Origin of the sequence: Pseudoalteromonas sp. L1 (assembly GCF_021728095.1) — a bacterium.
In the GTDB taxonomy this organism is placed as follows: Bacteria; Pseudomonadota; Gammaproteobacteria; order Enterobacterales; family Alteromonadaceae; genus Pseudoalteromonas.
Genome location: NZ_JAKKCT010000001.1, coordinates 57,669 through 72,660 on the forward strand (window position 1 = coordinate 57,669; position 14,992 = coordinate 72,660).

The following is a 14,992-nucleotide window of genomic DNA, read 5'->3' on the forward strand; positions in this document are numbered from 1 at the left end:
AAATGCGATTGCCATTTTTCTGCCACAATTGCTCAGCAGTTTGCCTTTTTTGATCCCCTTTATTGCCATTTCGACTTGTTTTAATAGCTCCATACCAAGTTCGCAACACCAACCAATGTTGCCAAGCAATTAAGTACAAAAAGGATTAAACCATGAAAAAATTAATTATTGCCGCTGTCATTACCACTGCTTTATCAACAACACAGTATGCGGTTGCTGCAAATCAAACAAAGCAAGATACACCAAAAGAAACAGCGATAGGCCTTAGTGCTGGTGCCGTTGTTGGCGGCTTAGTAGGTGGTCCAATTGGCGCGTTTGTGGGGGCATTTGCTGGCGGCTTAATTGGTGAAAAAGAAGCGGCAGAAAACACCATTGATGAACAAGCTCACGCATTAGTCGTAATGAAAGAGCAAACCGCTGATTACCAACAAGTGATTGCTGATAACGCCGCCCTAAGTGAGCAGCTTGAACTATTAGCGGATGAAAAAGAGCAGTTATTGCAAGCCCAGCTTAATACTTTACTAGCCATGACGGTGCAGTTTAAAACTGGCTCTAGTGAAATTGCCCCGCACTTTGCTAATCAACTCGACAAAGTAGCTCAGTTACTGATTGCCCAGCCAAATCTGGCTATCGACTTAAATGGCTTTGCAGATCAGCGTGGTGATGAGTTGGCTAATTTAATGCTTTCAAAACAGCGTGTTAATGCTGTGCAAAGCTACTTAATTAAACAAGGCGTGCCGCATATCCGCTTAACCGCAACCGCCTTTGGTGAGCAGCAAAGTGTTGCTGATTCAAATAACTACGAAGACAACATCTTTGACCGCCGCGTAACATTGACGACGCGCCCTGTGACACAAAGTAGTTTGCGTACAGCGCAAAGTAACCACTAATTCATCGGTCGATGGAGTGACTAATTATGTTGAGTAAACGCACCAAAAGGCTCATGTATATGAGCCTTTTTATCCTGCTGTTAGGTTATGCTGTTAACCCTGTGTTCGCTGCTAATGCCAGTGCCGAACTGCGTTTTTATGATGACTCAAATAGCCAAGTGTCGTCGGGTTTATTAGTGAAAAACGATGTCACTATGACACTCACGGGGCTGATTAATCATGTTTTTGTTAAACAGCGTTATCAAAACCCGCATCCATTTGCTGTCAATGCTCGCTATGTGTTTCCGTTACCTTATGAAAGTGCTGTGCATGCCATGCAAATGCAAATAGGTGATCGCATTATCACAGGCAATATTGCCCTTAAGCAGCAGGCTGAACAGCAATTTGTACAAGCTCAAAAGCAGGGTAAACGCGCCGCTTTAGTGCGTCAGCAACGTGCTAATATTTTCTCTACTGATGTGGCAAATCTTGGAGCCGGTGAAGAAATTGAAATTACTTTGCAATACCAAGAGATCATCGGCTTTCGTGATGGTGTGTTTTCGTTGCGTTTTCCGACCACTATTACGCCGCGATACGAACCTTTAACGGCAGAATTACAGCAAAAAACGTATCTAGAAAAAAAAGACACAGAACAACAGAGTGAACCAGCGGCTAATAAAGCGCAAGTGGCATCAGCGTGGCTAAAACCTGTTTTTCACCATGCTAAAAGCCAAGAGTCTGATGCGAGCCTAAACCTTGCTATTTCGATGGATATTGGCCTAGAGCTTAGTTACATCAACGCCAACTTAGACGGTATGCAAGTCGATAACCCGAGTTTTGGCCGTTATCAATTATCGCTTAATCGTGACATTCCGATGGATAGAGACTTTGAGCTAACATTTAAGCCCCTTGATAAAGCTCACTCACAGGCTGCATTTTTTACCGAAACAGTCGCAGGGCAAGAGTATGGCTTATTAATGCTAGTGCCGCCAAGCGATCACTTTACCTCGCAAGCACGGCTGCCTCGCGAAATGGTGTTTGTTGTTGATACTTCAGGTTCAATGCATGGTCAATCTATGGAGCAGGCAAGGCAGGCCTTGTTTTATGCCTTATCGTTACTGGATGAAAACGACAGCTTTAATATCATAGGTTTTGATAACGAAGTCTCGCGATTAAGTGACACGCCGATGATTGCTAATGATTTTAATATTCGCCGCGCTGAGCGCTTTATTTATGGTTTACAAGCCGATGGTGGCACCGAAATCGCAAAAGCACTGACGCAGGTACTTGATGGTAAACAGCATGATGGCTTTGTACGCCAAGTGGTATTTTTAACCGATGGCAGTGTGGGTAACGAAACGCAGTTATTTAAGCAAATTCAATCTGACTTAGGTGATAGCAGGCTTTTTACTGTGGGTATTGGCAGTGCGCCTAATAGCTTTTTTATGACAAGAGCGGCTGATATTGGCCGTGGTACTTTCACTTTTATTAGTAGCACCAGCCAAGTACAGCCAAAAATGCAGCTGCTTTTTGATAAGCTGGCACATCCTGCTGTTACAGAGCTTGCTCTTGAAGGCAACAACGCTGCACTTGAATACTGGCCATCGCCATTACCTGACTTGTATTTTTCAGAGCCGGTTTTGGTTGCCATAAAGCTTGATGGCAGTCAGCACTTAACGTTAAAAGGGCAAACAAACTCAGGACCCATGACCATTAACTTAGCAACGGCCAATGCCGCAAACGGCGAAGGTATCGCTAGGCTCTGGGCAAGACAAAAAATTAAGTCACTACTGCTTTATAATGAAAAGGATGCGGTACGCGCAGAAGTTGAGACATTAGCACTTCTGCACCATTTACTTAGCCCTTTTACTGCCTTTATTGCGGTTGATAACTATGCGGGTAATGAGATTGCAGAGCGTTCAATGCAAGTACACAACAAACTACCTAACGGTATGACGCTACCGCAAACCGACGGACAAAGCCGCGTGTTTATGCTAGTCGGGCTACTATTACTCGCTTTTTCGTGGTTATGGCAATGGCGACGCTAAAAAAAGCGCTGCCAGTATGCAGCGCCTTACTTGGCATCGCATTGTTTGTGAATGGTGGATATATGCAGGCGAAAGCTTGGCTTGCTCAGGCGCTAATTGAGTCGGCTTGGCAGCAAGCTTTGCAAAGTCCTAATGAGCAAGTAAGGCCATGGTTTTACGCCGATGGTTATGTCACCGCACAGATAAATTGGCCAAGCCAGCAGCAAGAGTTAACAGTACTTGCTGGTGCGTCGGGGCGAAACCTTGCGTTTGCCCCTGGGCATTTTTTGCCAAGTGGAGAGCTTGGCAGCACAAAAGGGGTGTTGATTGCGGGCCATAACGACACCCACTTTGCATTTTTAAAACATGTCGCAGTAGGTGAACAATTCTCTATGCAGTTGCAAAATGGCCAGATTGAACACTATCAAGTTCGCAGCATTGATGTTATTCATCAAAGCGAACAGGGCTTTTTAGCGCAATCAGGCCTTTATTTATTAACCTGTTACCCTTTTGACTCGTTAGCGTCAGGCACTGAGTTTAGGCTATTGGTATCGGCTGATAAATTATCGTCGTCTACTTCAACTTTGAGCTCTTGATGACGTTGGCTAACAATAACACCTGCAAATACCACTGCAATACTCACCCATTGCCAAACAGTCAGCACCTCGCCTAGTAGAATGGCTGACAAAATTAACGCAAAAATTGGAATAAGATTAGAGTAGGCGGCAGCGGTTAACACCGACACTTTACTGATGGCGTAATTGTACATGCCATAGCCACCTAACGTGACACATGAGCCTAAATATAAAATGCTCAGTAGGGCACTTAAATCGTGCTGATTTTCGCTCGGTAGTTCGATGAAAAATAAAAAAGGCGCAAAGAACAAACTACCACTAAACCCTTGAATTGCAATTAAGGTAAGCGGCGAGTAACGAGCGACTAAGTGTTTTACACTCACGGTATAAAATGCCGCGCACACCATCGCCATCAATTCTAAAAAGTTACCAAGCAGAGGGTTAGGGGCTTGCTCAGTGCTTGGTGATAATAGCGTTAATAAAATACTGCCACCAATACATAAGGTAAAACCAACGACAATGGCTTTACTGATGTACTCTTTTAATATTAAGAACGCCAAAATAGCAACGATAATTGGTAAACAAGAGACAATAACCCCAGCTTGCGATGCTGACGTGTACTCTAGGGCATGCCCCTCAAATAAATAATAAAAGCAAGGCTCAGCCAGTGACATCCCAATTAAATACTTCCAGTCACCTTGTTTAAACTCAAAGCGGATCACATATCGCCATAAACATAAGCAAATCAGTAATGTGGTTAGCATTCTTAAAAAAATCACTAACACAGGGTCGTAAATATTGATTGCGTGCTTTAACGCAATGTAAGAGCTACCCCATAAAAAGGTCGCGATAATTAAGCATATACTGGCTGGCATAGGTGTCGATATTGAGTAAAAAACGAGAGCGTGATCCTAGCATGAATTTTTTTTACTTGTTCAAAAACTGTTAACTGGTATATATAAATTCCCTATTATTTATTACAGACTTTAAAACGCACATGCAAAGGCCACACGTCGTTGTTGTTAAGCTAGGTACGAGTGTATTGACTGGCGGTACAGACAAATTAGATAAAGCACACATGGTTGAACTTGTTCGCCAATGTTGCGAATTAAAAAAACAGGATTATCAGGTTGTTTTAGTATCAAGTGGCGCGGTTGCTGCTGGGCGTGAGCAACTAGTTACTCCCTGTGGCCGTTCTTTGATTGAAAAACAAATGCTGGCCGCAATTGGTCAAGGGCAGCTTATTCATATTTGGCAGAGCTTGTTTGCTTTATATGGTGTGAATGTTGGGCAAATGCTACTGACTCGCGCCGATGTAGAAGACCGTGAACGTTACTTAAATGCCCGCGATACCTTAAATGCGCTACTTGCGCATGATGTGGTGCCAATTATCAACGAGAATGATGCCGTGGCCACCGCCGAAATTAAAGTCGGTGATAACGATAACTTATCTGCTTTAGTCGCGATTTTAGCGAATGCAGAAAAGCTGTTACTGTTAACTGACCAAGAAGGGCTATTTACAGGCGATCCTCGCTCTGATGCCAATGCAACACTTATCAACGAAGTTGAGCATATTAATGATGAACTCAGAGAGCTTGCTGGTGGCAGTGGTACAACACTTGGTACCGGAGGTATGGCAACCAAGCTGCAAGCTGCCGATATTGCACGTCGCGCGGGTGTTGAGGTGATCATTGCCAAAGGTGCTGGTAAAAATGTGATTTTAAATTGCATGGCCGACAAGCTTCCTGGTACACGTTTTTTAAAGCTCACTGCACCAAAAGATGGCCGCAAAAAGTGGTTACTTGCAGGGCCTAAAAGTACGGGGCAATTAGTGATTGATGATGGTGCAAGCCTTGCGCTTAAAGAGCGTGGCGCGAGCTTACTAGCAAAAGGTGTAAAGACTGTGCGAGGACAGTTTGAGCGCGGTGATGTGATAGAAGTAGTGTCTAATCAAGGACAGTGTATTGCTAAAGGTCTTGTTAATTTTAATCACCAAGAAATTGATCAAATTAAAGGCTGCCATTCATCGCAAATTACTCAGTTGCTTGCATTTGCACCTAGCAGCGAAGTCATTCACAGAGATGATATGATTTTACTATAGTTTTTTAGTAATTTTTATAAAGTTAACTAGACTAAAGTTATAGTTAGTTTAGAGGGCTTTCTAAATGCCAGCAAACGCTTGCGGACATGACTGGATAATCTCAATAACGCAACAAGAAGAAGAGCCTGAACTTGATCAGGCGCTTATCAATGCGGTGACGGAGCTTGAAGAGTTTTCACGGTTCGCTATTTATGTGAACAAGTTATTCAAACCAGGGCTACCAGCTCGTTTACTTAACAAAGACTCAGTTATTGAAGAGTTAAATGAGCATGAAGTAAGTGAGTTAATAGAGAAAGTCAGTCGCAACAAAATTCGCATTAGCCGCAATTATGGGGTTATTTCTACCTATGTGCCTATTTACCATATAGGAAATGTGATGGGGGTGCTGGTGATAGAGTCTGAAAAAGAGCTTTCAGAGCGTTCAAGTATGTTAGCCATTTATATGCTAAATATCTATGCTAACCAATTGTCATTGCTACACAAGTCTAAATTAGATCCCCTTACTGAGTTATTAAATAGACAAACCTTTGATAAAAAGGTGATTGATATCGCAGCAGAAGCGACACTTGAGCCAAAAGATCATCAATACCATCCTCACTGGTATCTGGCGATGGTGGACATTGATCATTTTAAGCGTGTTAATGATAATTTTGGTCATGTTATTGGTGATGAAGTTATTTTACTGGTAGCCCAATTGCTTAAAAATAATTTTCGCATTGAAGACTATGTTTTTCGTTACGGTGGTGAGGAATTTACTGTTTTGTTTCAAGCGTCTGATGAAACTGATGCGCGCAATGCACTTAATCGTTTTCGTGCTTGTGTGGCAGAGTATCCTTTTCCTCAAGTTGGAAATCTAACCGTCAGTTGCGGTTTTTTACCTATTTGTGAGTTTGAAATGGTCGCAAGCCTTGTTCAAAAAGCAGATGTTGCACTATATCATTCTAAAAATAATGGTCGTAATCAGGTGACATCGTACGCTGAGCTTGGGATTCAAGATAGCAAACGCTCTGATGACTCAATAGAGCTTTTTTGAATCTGTTGTCGCGATTATTGCTGTGTTAAAATTGCCCACCATCAATTTTAATCAGTATGAGATTTTACATGAAGTTTGTTCGTTGGTTACTCGGTCGCATTATTTTATTCTTTGATTTTATTTTTACACCACGCAGTAAAAAACGTCCTGCGGCTGAGCAAGCTGCACTTGATTCAGTGACATCGCAATTTAAATTATACCAATTCAAAGCATGTCCTTTTTGCGTAAAAGTACGCCGTGCTATTAAGCGTCAAGGCCTAGCCATTGAAACCCGTGATGCGAAAGGTAACCAGCAATTTCGTCAAGAGTTACACGAGCAGGGTGGAAAAATTAAAGTACCTTGTTTACGTATTGAAGAAAACGGCCAAGTAACGTGGTTGTACGAATCAAACGATATCATTGCTTATTTAGATAAAGTCGCTGCGTAAAGCGGCTTTTCACTTCGATTATAGCCCGTGCTGTGCTAGCATTTGGGCAAATTTTTAATTGTCTTTTGAGAGATATAACCATGACAATTCGCACCCGTGTTGCTCCGTCGCCAACAGGTGACCCGCACCTAGGTACTGCATACATCGCATTATTTAACTACTGTTTTGCTAAGCAGCAAGGCGGTGAGTTTGTGTTACGTATTGAAGATACAGACCAAGTTCGTAGTACGCCAGAATCAGAGCAAGCTATTATGGATAGCTTACAATGGTTAGGCTTAAACTGGGATCATGGTCCAGATGTGGGCGGTGAGTTTGGTCCATACCGTCAATCTGAGCGTAGCGATTTATATAAGAAATTTGCGCATCAGTTAGTTGAACAGGGTAAAGCATTTTACTGTTTTGCAACCAGCGAAGAGCTAGACCAAATGCGTGAAGAGCAAATGGCCGAAGGCCTACGCCCTAAATACGATGGTCGTGGTTTAAATCTTTCTGAAGACGAAATCAAAGCGAATCTTGAAGCAGGTAAGCCTTACGTTATACGTATGAAGATCCCAAGTGAGGGCACGTTTAAGTTTAACGACTACTTACGTGGTGAAATTGAGATCCCATGGGAAAATGTAGACATGCAAGTGCTACTTAAAGCAGATGGCTTCCCAACTTACTTCCTTGCTAACGTTGTTGATGATCACCACATGCAAATTAGCCACATCTTCCGTGGTGAAGAGTGGATCAACTCAGCGCCTAAGCTTTTAAAATTATACGAAGACTTCGGTTGGGAAGCGCCTGTACTTGGCCACTTACCGTTACTTCGTAACCCTGATAAGTCAAAATTATCGAAGCGTAAAAACCCAACGTCAATCAATTACTATAAAGAAATGGGTTACCTACCAGAGGCGCTATTAAACTATCTAGGCCGTATGGGTTGGTCAATGCCAGATGAGCGTGAAAAGTTCACCTTAGCAGAGATGATTGAACACTTTGATATGAAACGTGTGTCGCTAGGTGGCCCAATTTTCGACGTGGATAAGCTTAGCTGGTTAAACGGTATGTGGATCCGTGAGAACTTATCTGACGAAGAACTAATGCAACGTTTTGTTGATTGGAAATTTAATACTGAGCTATTCGCTAAAGTATTACCAGAAGCAAAAACACGTATTAATACGCTTTCTGACATGGTTGACCTTGCGGGTCACTTTGTGGGTGGTATTCCAAGCTATGACCCTGCGCTATTAACAGCGGGTAAAGCGGGTGAAGATGCAACTCGTCAAGCATTACAGTTCTTTATCTGGCAACTAGAAGGCTTACGTAGCTGGGAGAAGTCAGAGATTTTTGCGATTGCAAAAGCGGTTGCAACTTTCCATGAATTGAAGATTAAAGACTTTCTTGAGCCAATCTTTGTGGCTATCACAGGGAAGACTTCATCAACATCAGTACTTGATGCGATGGAAATTTTAGGCTCTGACCTATCTCGTGCTCGCTTACGTGTTGCATTGGCGCATATTGGTGTATCGAAAAAGCAAGCGAAAAATATTGAGCGTGCTTATCGGGATTATCCGCAAGCATAGTTTTACTAGGTAATCTATTTTAAGCCGAGCATCGCTCGGCTTTTTTGTATCTAAATCAAACTTTCTTCTTTTTTTCATTGAAATATAATACTACTTGTTTAGTATTAAATATGAACAATTTATCACTTGTAGAAACAACTTAAGTAGCAGTATAAGGTGGCTGCAAGCGAGGATTTAAATAATTACTGGTTATTAAAATCAGTTTATTTTCAAGGAGAAAGTGATGTTTAAATATCTTGTGGTCTGTATGACCATACTGGCTTTTAGTCTACCCAGCTACGCCGCCGATAAGCCCAATATACTCGTTATTTGGGGGGATGATGTTGGTATGTGGAATATCAGTGCCTATCATCGCGGTATGATGGGAGGCAGTACCCCTAACATAGATAGCATTGCCAATGATGGCATGATATTTATGGATCACTACGCACAAGCCTCTTGCACCGCAGGGCGTGCAGCATTTATCACAGGTCAGTACCCGATGCGTACAGGACTTAGTACGGTAGGCCTTCCTGGTGCACCGCAAGGCTTGCAAAAGAAAGATCCAACACTTGCAACTATGCTTAAATCCAAAGGGTATGTAACAGGTCAATTTGGTAAAAACCATTTAGGTGACCTTGATGAGCACTTACCAACTAATCATGGCTTTGATGAGTTCTTTGGTATTTTGTATCACCTCAATGCTGGTGAATATGTTGAGCAGCAAGATTATCCGCAAGACGCTAAAACACAAGAGAAATTTGGTTTAAAAATGCGTGGTGTGATCCACTCAAAAGCGCTTGCTAATGGTAAGCAAGAAATTAAAGATCTAGGACAGTTTGGTAAAGAGCGTCAGCGCAACTTAGACCAAGAAGTACTTGTCGAATCAAAGCGTTTTATTCGTGATGCAGTCAAACAAGATAAGCCTTTCTTTGTTTGGCATAACACCACACGTATGCATTATCAAACTAACTTAAATAAAGCGTATGATGGTAAGACTGGCTATGGTTTATACGCTGATGGTATGGCCGAAATGGATGACGATGTGGGTGAATTACTTAACTTGCTTGATGAGTTAAAAGTCGCAGATAACACGATCGTGATGTTTTCGACTGATAATGGCGCGGCATCAAACTCTTGGCCTGATGGTGGTAACCAACCATTTCACGGTGAAAAAGGTGTTGGTGGCTGGGAAGGGGGCTTCAGAGTGCCTTTAGTTGTGAAGTGGCCTGGTCATATTCCAAAAGGTGTAAGCACCGGTGAGTTCATGACAATGGAAGATTGGATGCCTACAATTATGTCATGGGTGGGTGATAAAGATCTCAAAGCTAATTTATTGAAAGGCACCAAAATTAATGGTCAAAAGTACAAAGTGCATTTAGACGGTTTTGATCAAAGTGATATCTTACTAAATAACGGTAAAACAAAGCGTAAAGAGTTTTATTATTTCACCGAAACTACTTTCCATGGCATGCGTTATGGTGATTGGAAGCTTATTTTCACTGAGCAAAACCACTGGTTTAGATCAACACAAAATGCACTTACTTCTCCTTACATTATTAACTTAAAAATGGATCCATTTGAGCGTTTTATTGATGCTCGGGGTTATGATGAATGGGCTGAAAACCGTAGCTGGATTTTAGGCCCTGCGGGCAATCAAATTGCAGAGTTTGTGAAAACCTTTAAAGCTTTCCCACCAAGCCAAGAAAGTATGTCGGTACAGGTTGGAAGTGTCGCTGAAATGATTTCAAAACAAGCACTTAATCGTTAGTAATAGTTTAAAGTGTCGTTTACAGCTAAGAAGGGCCTACGGGCCCTTTTTGTATTTTTGGTAATATAAAATGTTGAAATAGCTATGTAGCAAAATGTACAAGGTATTTCATATTTTCTTTAGTGTGATAATTTCATTAACGGGTGTGTGAATAAGTCGCTCACCTTGAGCTAAAGAAATATACAAAGGTGTATTCAAACGTTATGATCGCAAGGGTAGAGGCGCTTTTTAGTCGCATTAATTGTTGCCATATAAATACATTTTGATACCAACAGGGTGAATAAAGTTGATAAAAAACTTACTTGGCATAGCATGTTGTTTAACCTCATTAGTCACATATGCGCAGACAGATTTAGAGCAACCTCACTACATCGAAAAATCTACCTTGAATGCCAGTATAACGCTTGGCTATGGTGGCATAGAAAACCCAGTCATCAATGCTGACAATATTACCTCACCTGTTTTACCAAGCTTGGCTTACTATGGAGAACATTGGTATTTTGATGATTTTTCAGTTGGCTACAGTCTATTAGAAACGCCTAGTTACTACCTTGATCTCTTTGGTCGTTTTAATGACGATGGTTTTTTCTTTGAGTTGGATGGCATCGACAAATTATTTGCGGTAAGTGCAGTCTCTAGTAAATCAGGCGGTAGGCCGAGTATCCCTTCAGCAACACCAATAAACCTGACGGCGATTGAGCGTGATTTGTCTTACATGGTGGGGTTATCTTCTGCTGTTCAGTTGTATGATGATGTGTGGCTGAACACGGCATTTGTGCAAGATGTAACTGATGTACACAATGGCCATGAGTTCTTTGTTAATGTGTATCGTAATTTCGAGATGCTTTTTGGACTGGCTAGCTTTGAAATAGGTGCTGTTTATAAAAATAGCGAGTTAATTGAGTATTATTATACAGTGGCAGCTGGGGAAAGTAAGACACGTCTGCCTCATTATAATTTAACCAGTGCTATTAATTACCATGTTAAAGCAAGTTATAGTTACCCAATAAACGAGAGTGTAAGCATTGATTTAAAACTTAAGCATACTTGGCTTGATAGTAATCTTGCCCACTCACAGATGGTAGACAAAGGGGGATATTTCTCAGGTTTTGCAGGAGTTACTTACCACTTTTAGGCCAAGTAATAGAGATAGCAGCTCCGCCAGTTGGGCCGTTATTATTTAAAGAAACCTTTCCTCCGTGCCAACTGACGATACGATAAACTATATATAATCCAAGACCATAACCACTGGCTAACTTATCACCTTCGCCTTGCTTAAAAGGCTCTATGAGTGCATCAGCGTTAACAGGTAAGCCTGGGCCGTCATCTATTACACGGATAACATAATAGCCTTGCTCACTTTTGCTTTGGATAGTAATCGTTTGTCTTGCATATTTTGTTGCATTTATAAGCAGGTTTTGTACTGCAATTGCCATAAAGCTGCTTTCGCAATATGCACTCGTTTCGTGCAGTTGGAGATCGAATGTGAACTCTTTATAGAGATCAAATTTACTCACTTCATAACTTATTAATTCATGAAGATTGGTTTTTTCTTGAGTAAAGACGCTTTGTTGATGCTCTAGTCGTGCAAATGAAAGATATTGCTCTAAACGCAGCTCAATTTCATCAATGTCTCGTTCAATTTGACTACTTTGTTCTAACTCTATGTCGGTGATTGAAAGTGCAAAGCGCATACGAGACAGAGGCGTACGAATTTCATGTGAAATAATGCGTGATAAATCATTATGCAGTTGTACAAACCGGTTTATTCGCTCTGACATATGAGTAAACGTATTAGCCAGTGGCGCTATTGAGGAGCTAGGCTTGATATCTAAAGTAATGGGGTGTGGTTTTTTACTAAAGCGGTAGGCTGCCTGTTGTAATAGGCTTAAGTCCCTAAACACAGGGCGTATAAAGACTAGGATCATTGCAGCTAATAAGCTGTAAAAAGCAAAAAAAGCCAACCAATCAGTTGAGCTTTGCGTCATTAGCTCGACAGGACCTATACGTTGAATACTCCCATTGTTGCTCTTTAAATAAATAAACTGCTGGTCGTTTTCTGTAACACTAATAATGCCATCTTTATTAAAAGCAATTTGCAAACTCTCTGGGAGTATTAATTCACTCACATTAAACGATTGAATGCGCGCGTCTTTATCTTGTGCAATTTGAGCCAGTTCATCTACGCTGATTTGTATACTCGGCGAATGCTCTGAAAAAAACTCATTGTATAATTGGCCAAATGCAAGCACCAAAGCGATTAGACTAACGGTAATGATCAGATAGAGCTTAAAGAATTGCTGTTTCATTTTTATGTTATATCCAAGCTATACCCTTTGCCGCGAACAGACTTAATATCAAGAGAGTTACTGTGTTGGTTGATAGTGTCTTTTAGTTTTTTTCGTAAGCGACTAATTTTTAAGTCTATAGCACGGTCTAAACCATCATATTCTCGGCCTATAACATGCTTAAAAAGGATTTCTCTGGAGACGGGTAACGGGCTGTTTTTTGCAAGATAGGCGATAATTTCAAACTCGCTTTCATTAAGGTTAAGTGCCGTACATTGGAAATAAATGTCCTTCTTAAGATTATCAATCCGCAAAGGACTATGTGTGTCAGAGTTATCACTTTGACCTACTGTGTGGGCAATAATTGTTTTAATCTTTGCTAATAAAAGCTCCGGTTTTATTGGCTTAATCAGGTAATCATAAGCGCCGAGATCAAGGCCTTTTATCTGAGATTGTACTGAGTCTAAAGCGGTTAAAAAAATCACAGGACAACTATACTTTTCTTTTAATTGAGTAATTAACTCAAAGCCATTCCCGTCAGGTAGCATGATATCGCAGATAATTAGAGAGGGTAGAAACGTGATCTCACCATTGTGATAAGCTTGAGCGGTGTTGAAAACATCAATTGTATAGCCGTGCTTTAATAAAAATTTTTGGATTAAGCTGGCTAGCTTAATATCATCTTCAATTAAAAAAATATGCTGCATCATAAACTCCAGCCAAAGCGTCGTTTTATACGGAAATCTTTAGCTTCATAACTTGCTATCGATAGAAGTTGTTGTTGAACAATTTTATTATTTAATGGGTTGATTAACTTTATTGTTAGTGGGTGCTCTGTTTTGATATTCAGCTTTTCAATGATCAAACTTGTTTGTGTGTAACACTGAGTGTGCTGTGGACGTTGTGTTATTTCTAAGCAAAGCTCACGGTATGGTGCAATTCTAAAGTGTATTTGTACTTTAAATTCACACATTTTTTGTTTTACATCAGTAATACACAAAACCGGTGATACCTTAAAAAAAGGAGCATCGATTTTTTGTGCCTGAGAGTTTGTTGATATTACTGATAAACATAAAAGCAGTGATATCCAACTTAATTGGTTGATCATTTAATCAAACCTTTCTCTTTTTGATGTGTTTGTGCAAAGTGATATAAACCATTAAATACTGTTTTTTCAGCCAAACTCAATGTATGAGCCCAATTACTTATGTTGTTATTTTAATTTGTAGCAGGGAGAGTGTGGTGAATACATAATAAAAAAGCATGTTTATCATACCTTATTTTAAACTTTTGCAACAAATTGACGCTTGTTATATATGACCTCACTTAAGGGGGATGTTGCTGTAAAAAATAGGGGATTGTTTTTTATAGAAAAATGAATATCAATTTATTCTTGGCTAGTAATTTATCATTAAATTACTTTGTGTGAAAATTGTTCATCAGTCTTTACTTGTTAACAGTTGTGTACAAAAAGATACAAAATACCCTTGGTTGTTTTTCAAGCATTCTTCGTAATCATTCATATACATTTTGCTCTCAAAAGTTGAATTATGAACAGATTCGACCTCTCAACATGTTTTTTCTGGTAGTATAGTCAGGTTATGAGTAGTTTAAGCAGTGAACAATTATGTTAAGTCCTTATTATCAGCAGCACGCTGATTACGTTTCTATCTCTCGTGAGCAGGGAAGTCGTTTTGCTAAGTCTGTAGCGGATGATTTCAATCCTCTTCACGACATCGATGCAAAAAAGTTTTGTGTACCCGGTGATCTTCTTTTTTCACTTGTATTAAACCAATACGGCATCAGTGAGAAAATGGAATTTACTTTTGCAGGCATGGTGGATGAAACATCGCAATTAACTTTTCCTGCTGGGGCTGATGAATTTGCCATTACTGATGGTGATAAAATCATGCTTAAAGTGAAGCGTGAAGGGGCTGTAAGCCAATGCGCTAAACTTACAAATAGTTTGATTAAGAACTATGTTGAGTTTTCAGGTGCCGCATTTCCGCATGTTATTATCCCATTAATGGCGAAACAAGATGTAATGATTAACCCTGCAAGACCTATGGTTATTTATGAATCAATGCTAATTAATCTAGAGCGTCTTGATATCGAAGAGCCAGAGCTTGAGTTTGTTGAACCTGATTTTACTTACACAGGCAAGCGCGGAAAAATTATCTTACGATTTAATTTACTAGAAAATGGTGAGAAAGTCGGCTCAGGTGAAAAACACATGGTTGTTTCTGGCATTCGCGAGTATTGCCAAGCAACGGTTGATGAATTAATTAGTTTTTATAATCAACGTAAAAGTACATTAAACCACGCTTAATAGTACTGTTTTAGATAAAAGGCGCAT

The 14,992-nt window shown here is 40.5% G+C and carries 14 protein-coding genes; 10 read left to right on the top strand and 4 right to left on the bottom strand.

Translation table 11 applies throughout. From position 1 onward, the window contains the following. Positions 1 to 152 precede the first annotated feature (152 nt). The 3 genes from pdsO to L3V38_RS00270 are packed head-to-tail and all read left to right on the top strand — an operon-like array spanning position 153 to position 3,492. Positions 153 to 890 (top strand): sortase-associated OmpA-like protein PdsO, encoded by a 738-nt coding sequence (pdsO, locus tag L3V38_RS00260; protein ID WP_237118019.1) that lies wholly within the window; start codon positions 153 to 155, stop codon positions 888 to 890. Positions 891 to 916: 26 nt separating this feature from the next. Then, positions 917 to 2,917: a marine proteobacterial sortase target protein gene (locus L3V38_RS00265; RefSeq protein WP_237118020.1), complete on the top strand. Its 2,001-nt coding sequence runs from the start codon at positions 917 to 919 to the stop codon at positions 2,915 to 2,917. Further along, a complete protein-coding gene (locus L3V38_RS00270; RefSeq protein WP_237118021.1) occupies positions 2,905 to 3,492 on the top strand; it encodes a class GN sortase in 588 nt (195 codons plus the stop codon). Before L3V38_RS00265 ends, L3V38_RS00270 begins: the two co-directional genes overlap by 13 nt. Here the strand turns inward: L3V38_RS00270 and L3V38_RS00275 are convergent. After that, complete coding sequence (locus tag L3V38_RS00275; RefSeq protein WP_237118022.1) at positions 3,399 to 4,346, bottom strand: DMT family transporter; 948 nt, start codon at positions 4,344 to 4,346, stop codon at positions 3,399 to 3,401. The genes L3V38_RS00270 and L3V38_RS00275 overlap by 94 nt on opposite strands. Positions 4,347 to 4,468: 122 nt before the next feature. Between L3V38_RS00275 and proB the strand changes: the two genes are divergently transcribed. The 6 genes from proB (at position 4,469) to L3V38_RS00305 (ending at position 11,483) form a co-directional block, all read left to right on the top strand. Then, positions 4,469 to 5,572 (top strand): glutamate 5-kinase, encoded by a 1,104-nt coding sequence (gene proB / locus L3V38_RS00280; protein WP_237118023.1) that lies wholly within the window; start codon positions 4,469 to 4,471, stop codon positions 5,570 to 5,572. Between the two features lie 64 nt (positions 5,573 to 5,636). Then, complete coding sequence (locus tag L3V38_RS00285; protein WP_130149587.1) at positions 5,637 to 6,605, top strand: GGDEF domain-containing protein; 969 nt, start codon at positions 5,637 to 5,639, stop codon at positions 6,603 to 6,605. 68 nt (positions 6,606 to 6,673) lie between these two features. After that, positions 6,674 to 7,033: a glutathione S-transferase N-terminal domain-containing protein gene (locus L3V38_RS00290; RefSeq protein ID WP_062569547.1), complete on the top strand. Its 360-nt coding sequence runs from the start codon at positions 6,674 to 6,676 to the stop codon at positions 7,031 to 7,033. Between the two features lie 80 nt (positions 7,034 to 7,113). Then, the gene (gene gltX / locus L3V38_RS00295) at positions 7,114 to 8,598 is read left to right on the top strand and encodes a glutamate--tRNA ligase (RefSeq protein ID WP_237118024.1); all 1,485 of its coding nucleotides are present in this window, start codon (positions 7,114 to 7,116) and stop codon (positions 8,596 to 8,598) included. Between the two features lie 223 nt (positions 8,599 to 8,821). After that, positions 8,822 to 10,348: an arylsulfatase gene (locus tag L3V38_RS00300; RefSeq protein ID WP_237118025.1), complete on the top strand. Its 1,527-nt coding sequence runs from the start codon at positions 8,822 to 8,824 to the stop codon at positions 10,346 to 10,348. A gap of 286 nt (positions 10,349 to 10,634) precedes the next feature. Next, entirely contained in the window at positions 10,635 to 11,483 is an 849-nt protein-coding gene (locus tag L3V38_RS00305; protein ID WP_237118026.1) for a MipA/OmpV family protein, read from the top strand. Here the strand turns inward: L3V38_RS00305 and L3V38_RS00310 are convergent. From L3V38_RS00310 to L3V38_RS00320, 3 genes are read right to left on the bottom strand one after another with little or no spacing between them, the layout of a single operon-like run. Next, positions 11,467 to 12,657: an ATP-binding protein gene (locus L3V38_RS00310; protein ID WP_237118027.1), complete on the bottom strand. Its 1,191-nt coding sequence runs from the start codon at positions 12,655 to 12,657 to the stop codon at positions 11,467 to 11,469. The two genes, L3V38_RS00305 and L3V38_RS00310, sit on opposite strands and share 17 nt — an antisense overlap. A gap of 2 nt (positions 12,658 to 12,659) precedes the next feature. Further along, on the bottom strand, positions 12,660 to 13,346 hold the full coding sequence (locus L3V38_RS00315) for a response regulator transcription factor (protein WP_237118028.1): 687 nt from the start codon (positions 13,344 to 13,346) through the stop codon (positions 12,660 to 12,662). Beyond that, entirely contained in the window at positions 13,343 to 13,744 is a 402-nt protein-coding gene (locus L3V38_RS00320; protein WP_237118029.1) for a DUF3019 domain-containing protein, read from the bottom strand. Before L3V38_RS00320 ends, L3V38_RS00315 begins: the two co-directional genes overlap by 4 nt. Positions 13,745 to 14,263: 519 nt before the next feature. Here L3V38_RS00320 and L3V38_RS00325 point away from each other — a divergent pair. Next, complete coding sequence (locus L3V38_RS00325; protein WP_062569549.1) at positions 14,264 to 14,965, top strand: DUF3581 domain-containing protein; 702 nt, start codon at positions 14,264 to 14,266, stop codon at positions 14,963 to 14,965. Positions 14,966 to 14,992: the final 27 nt, after the last annotated feature.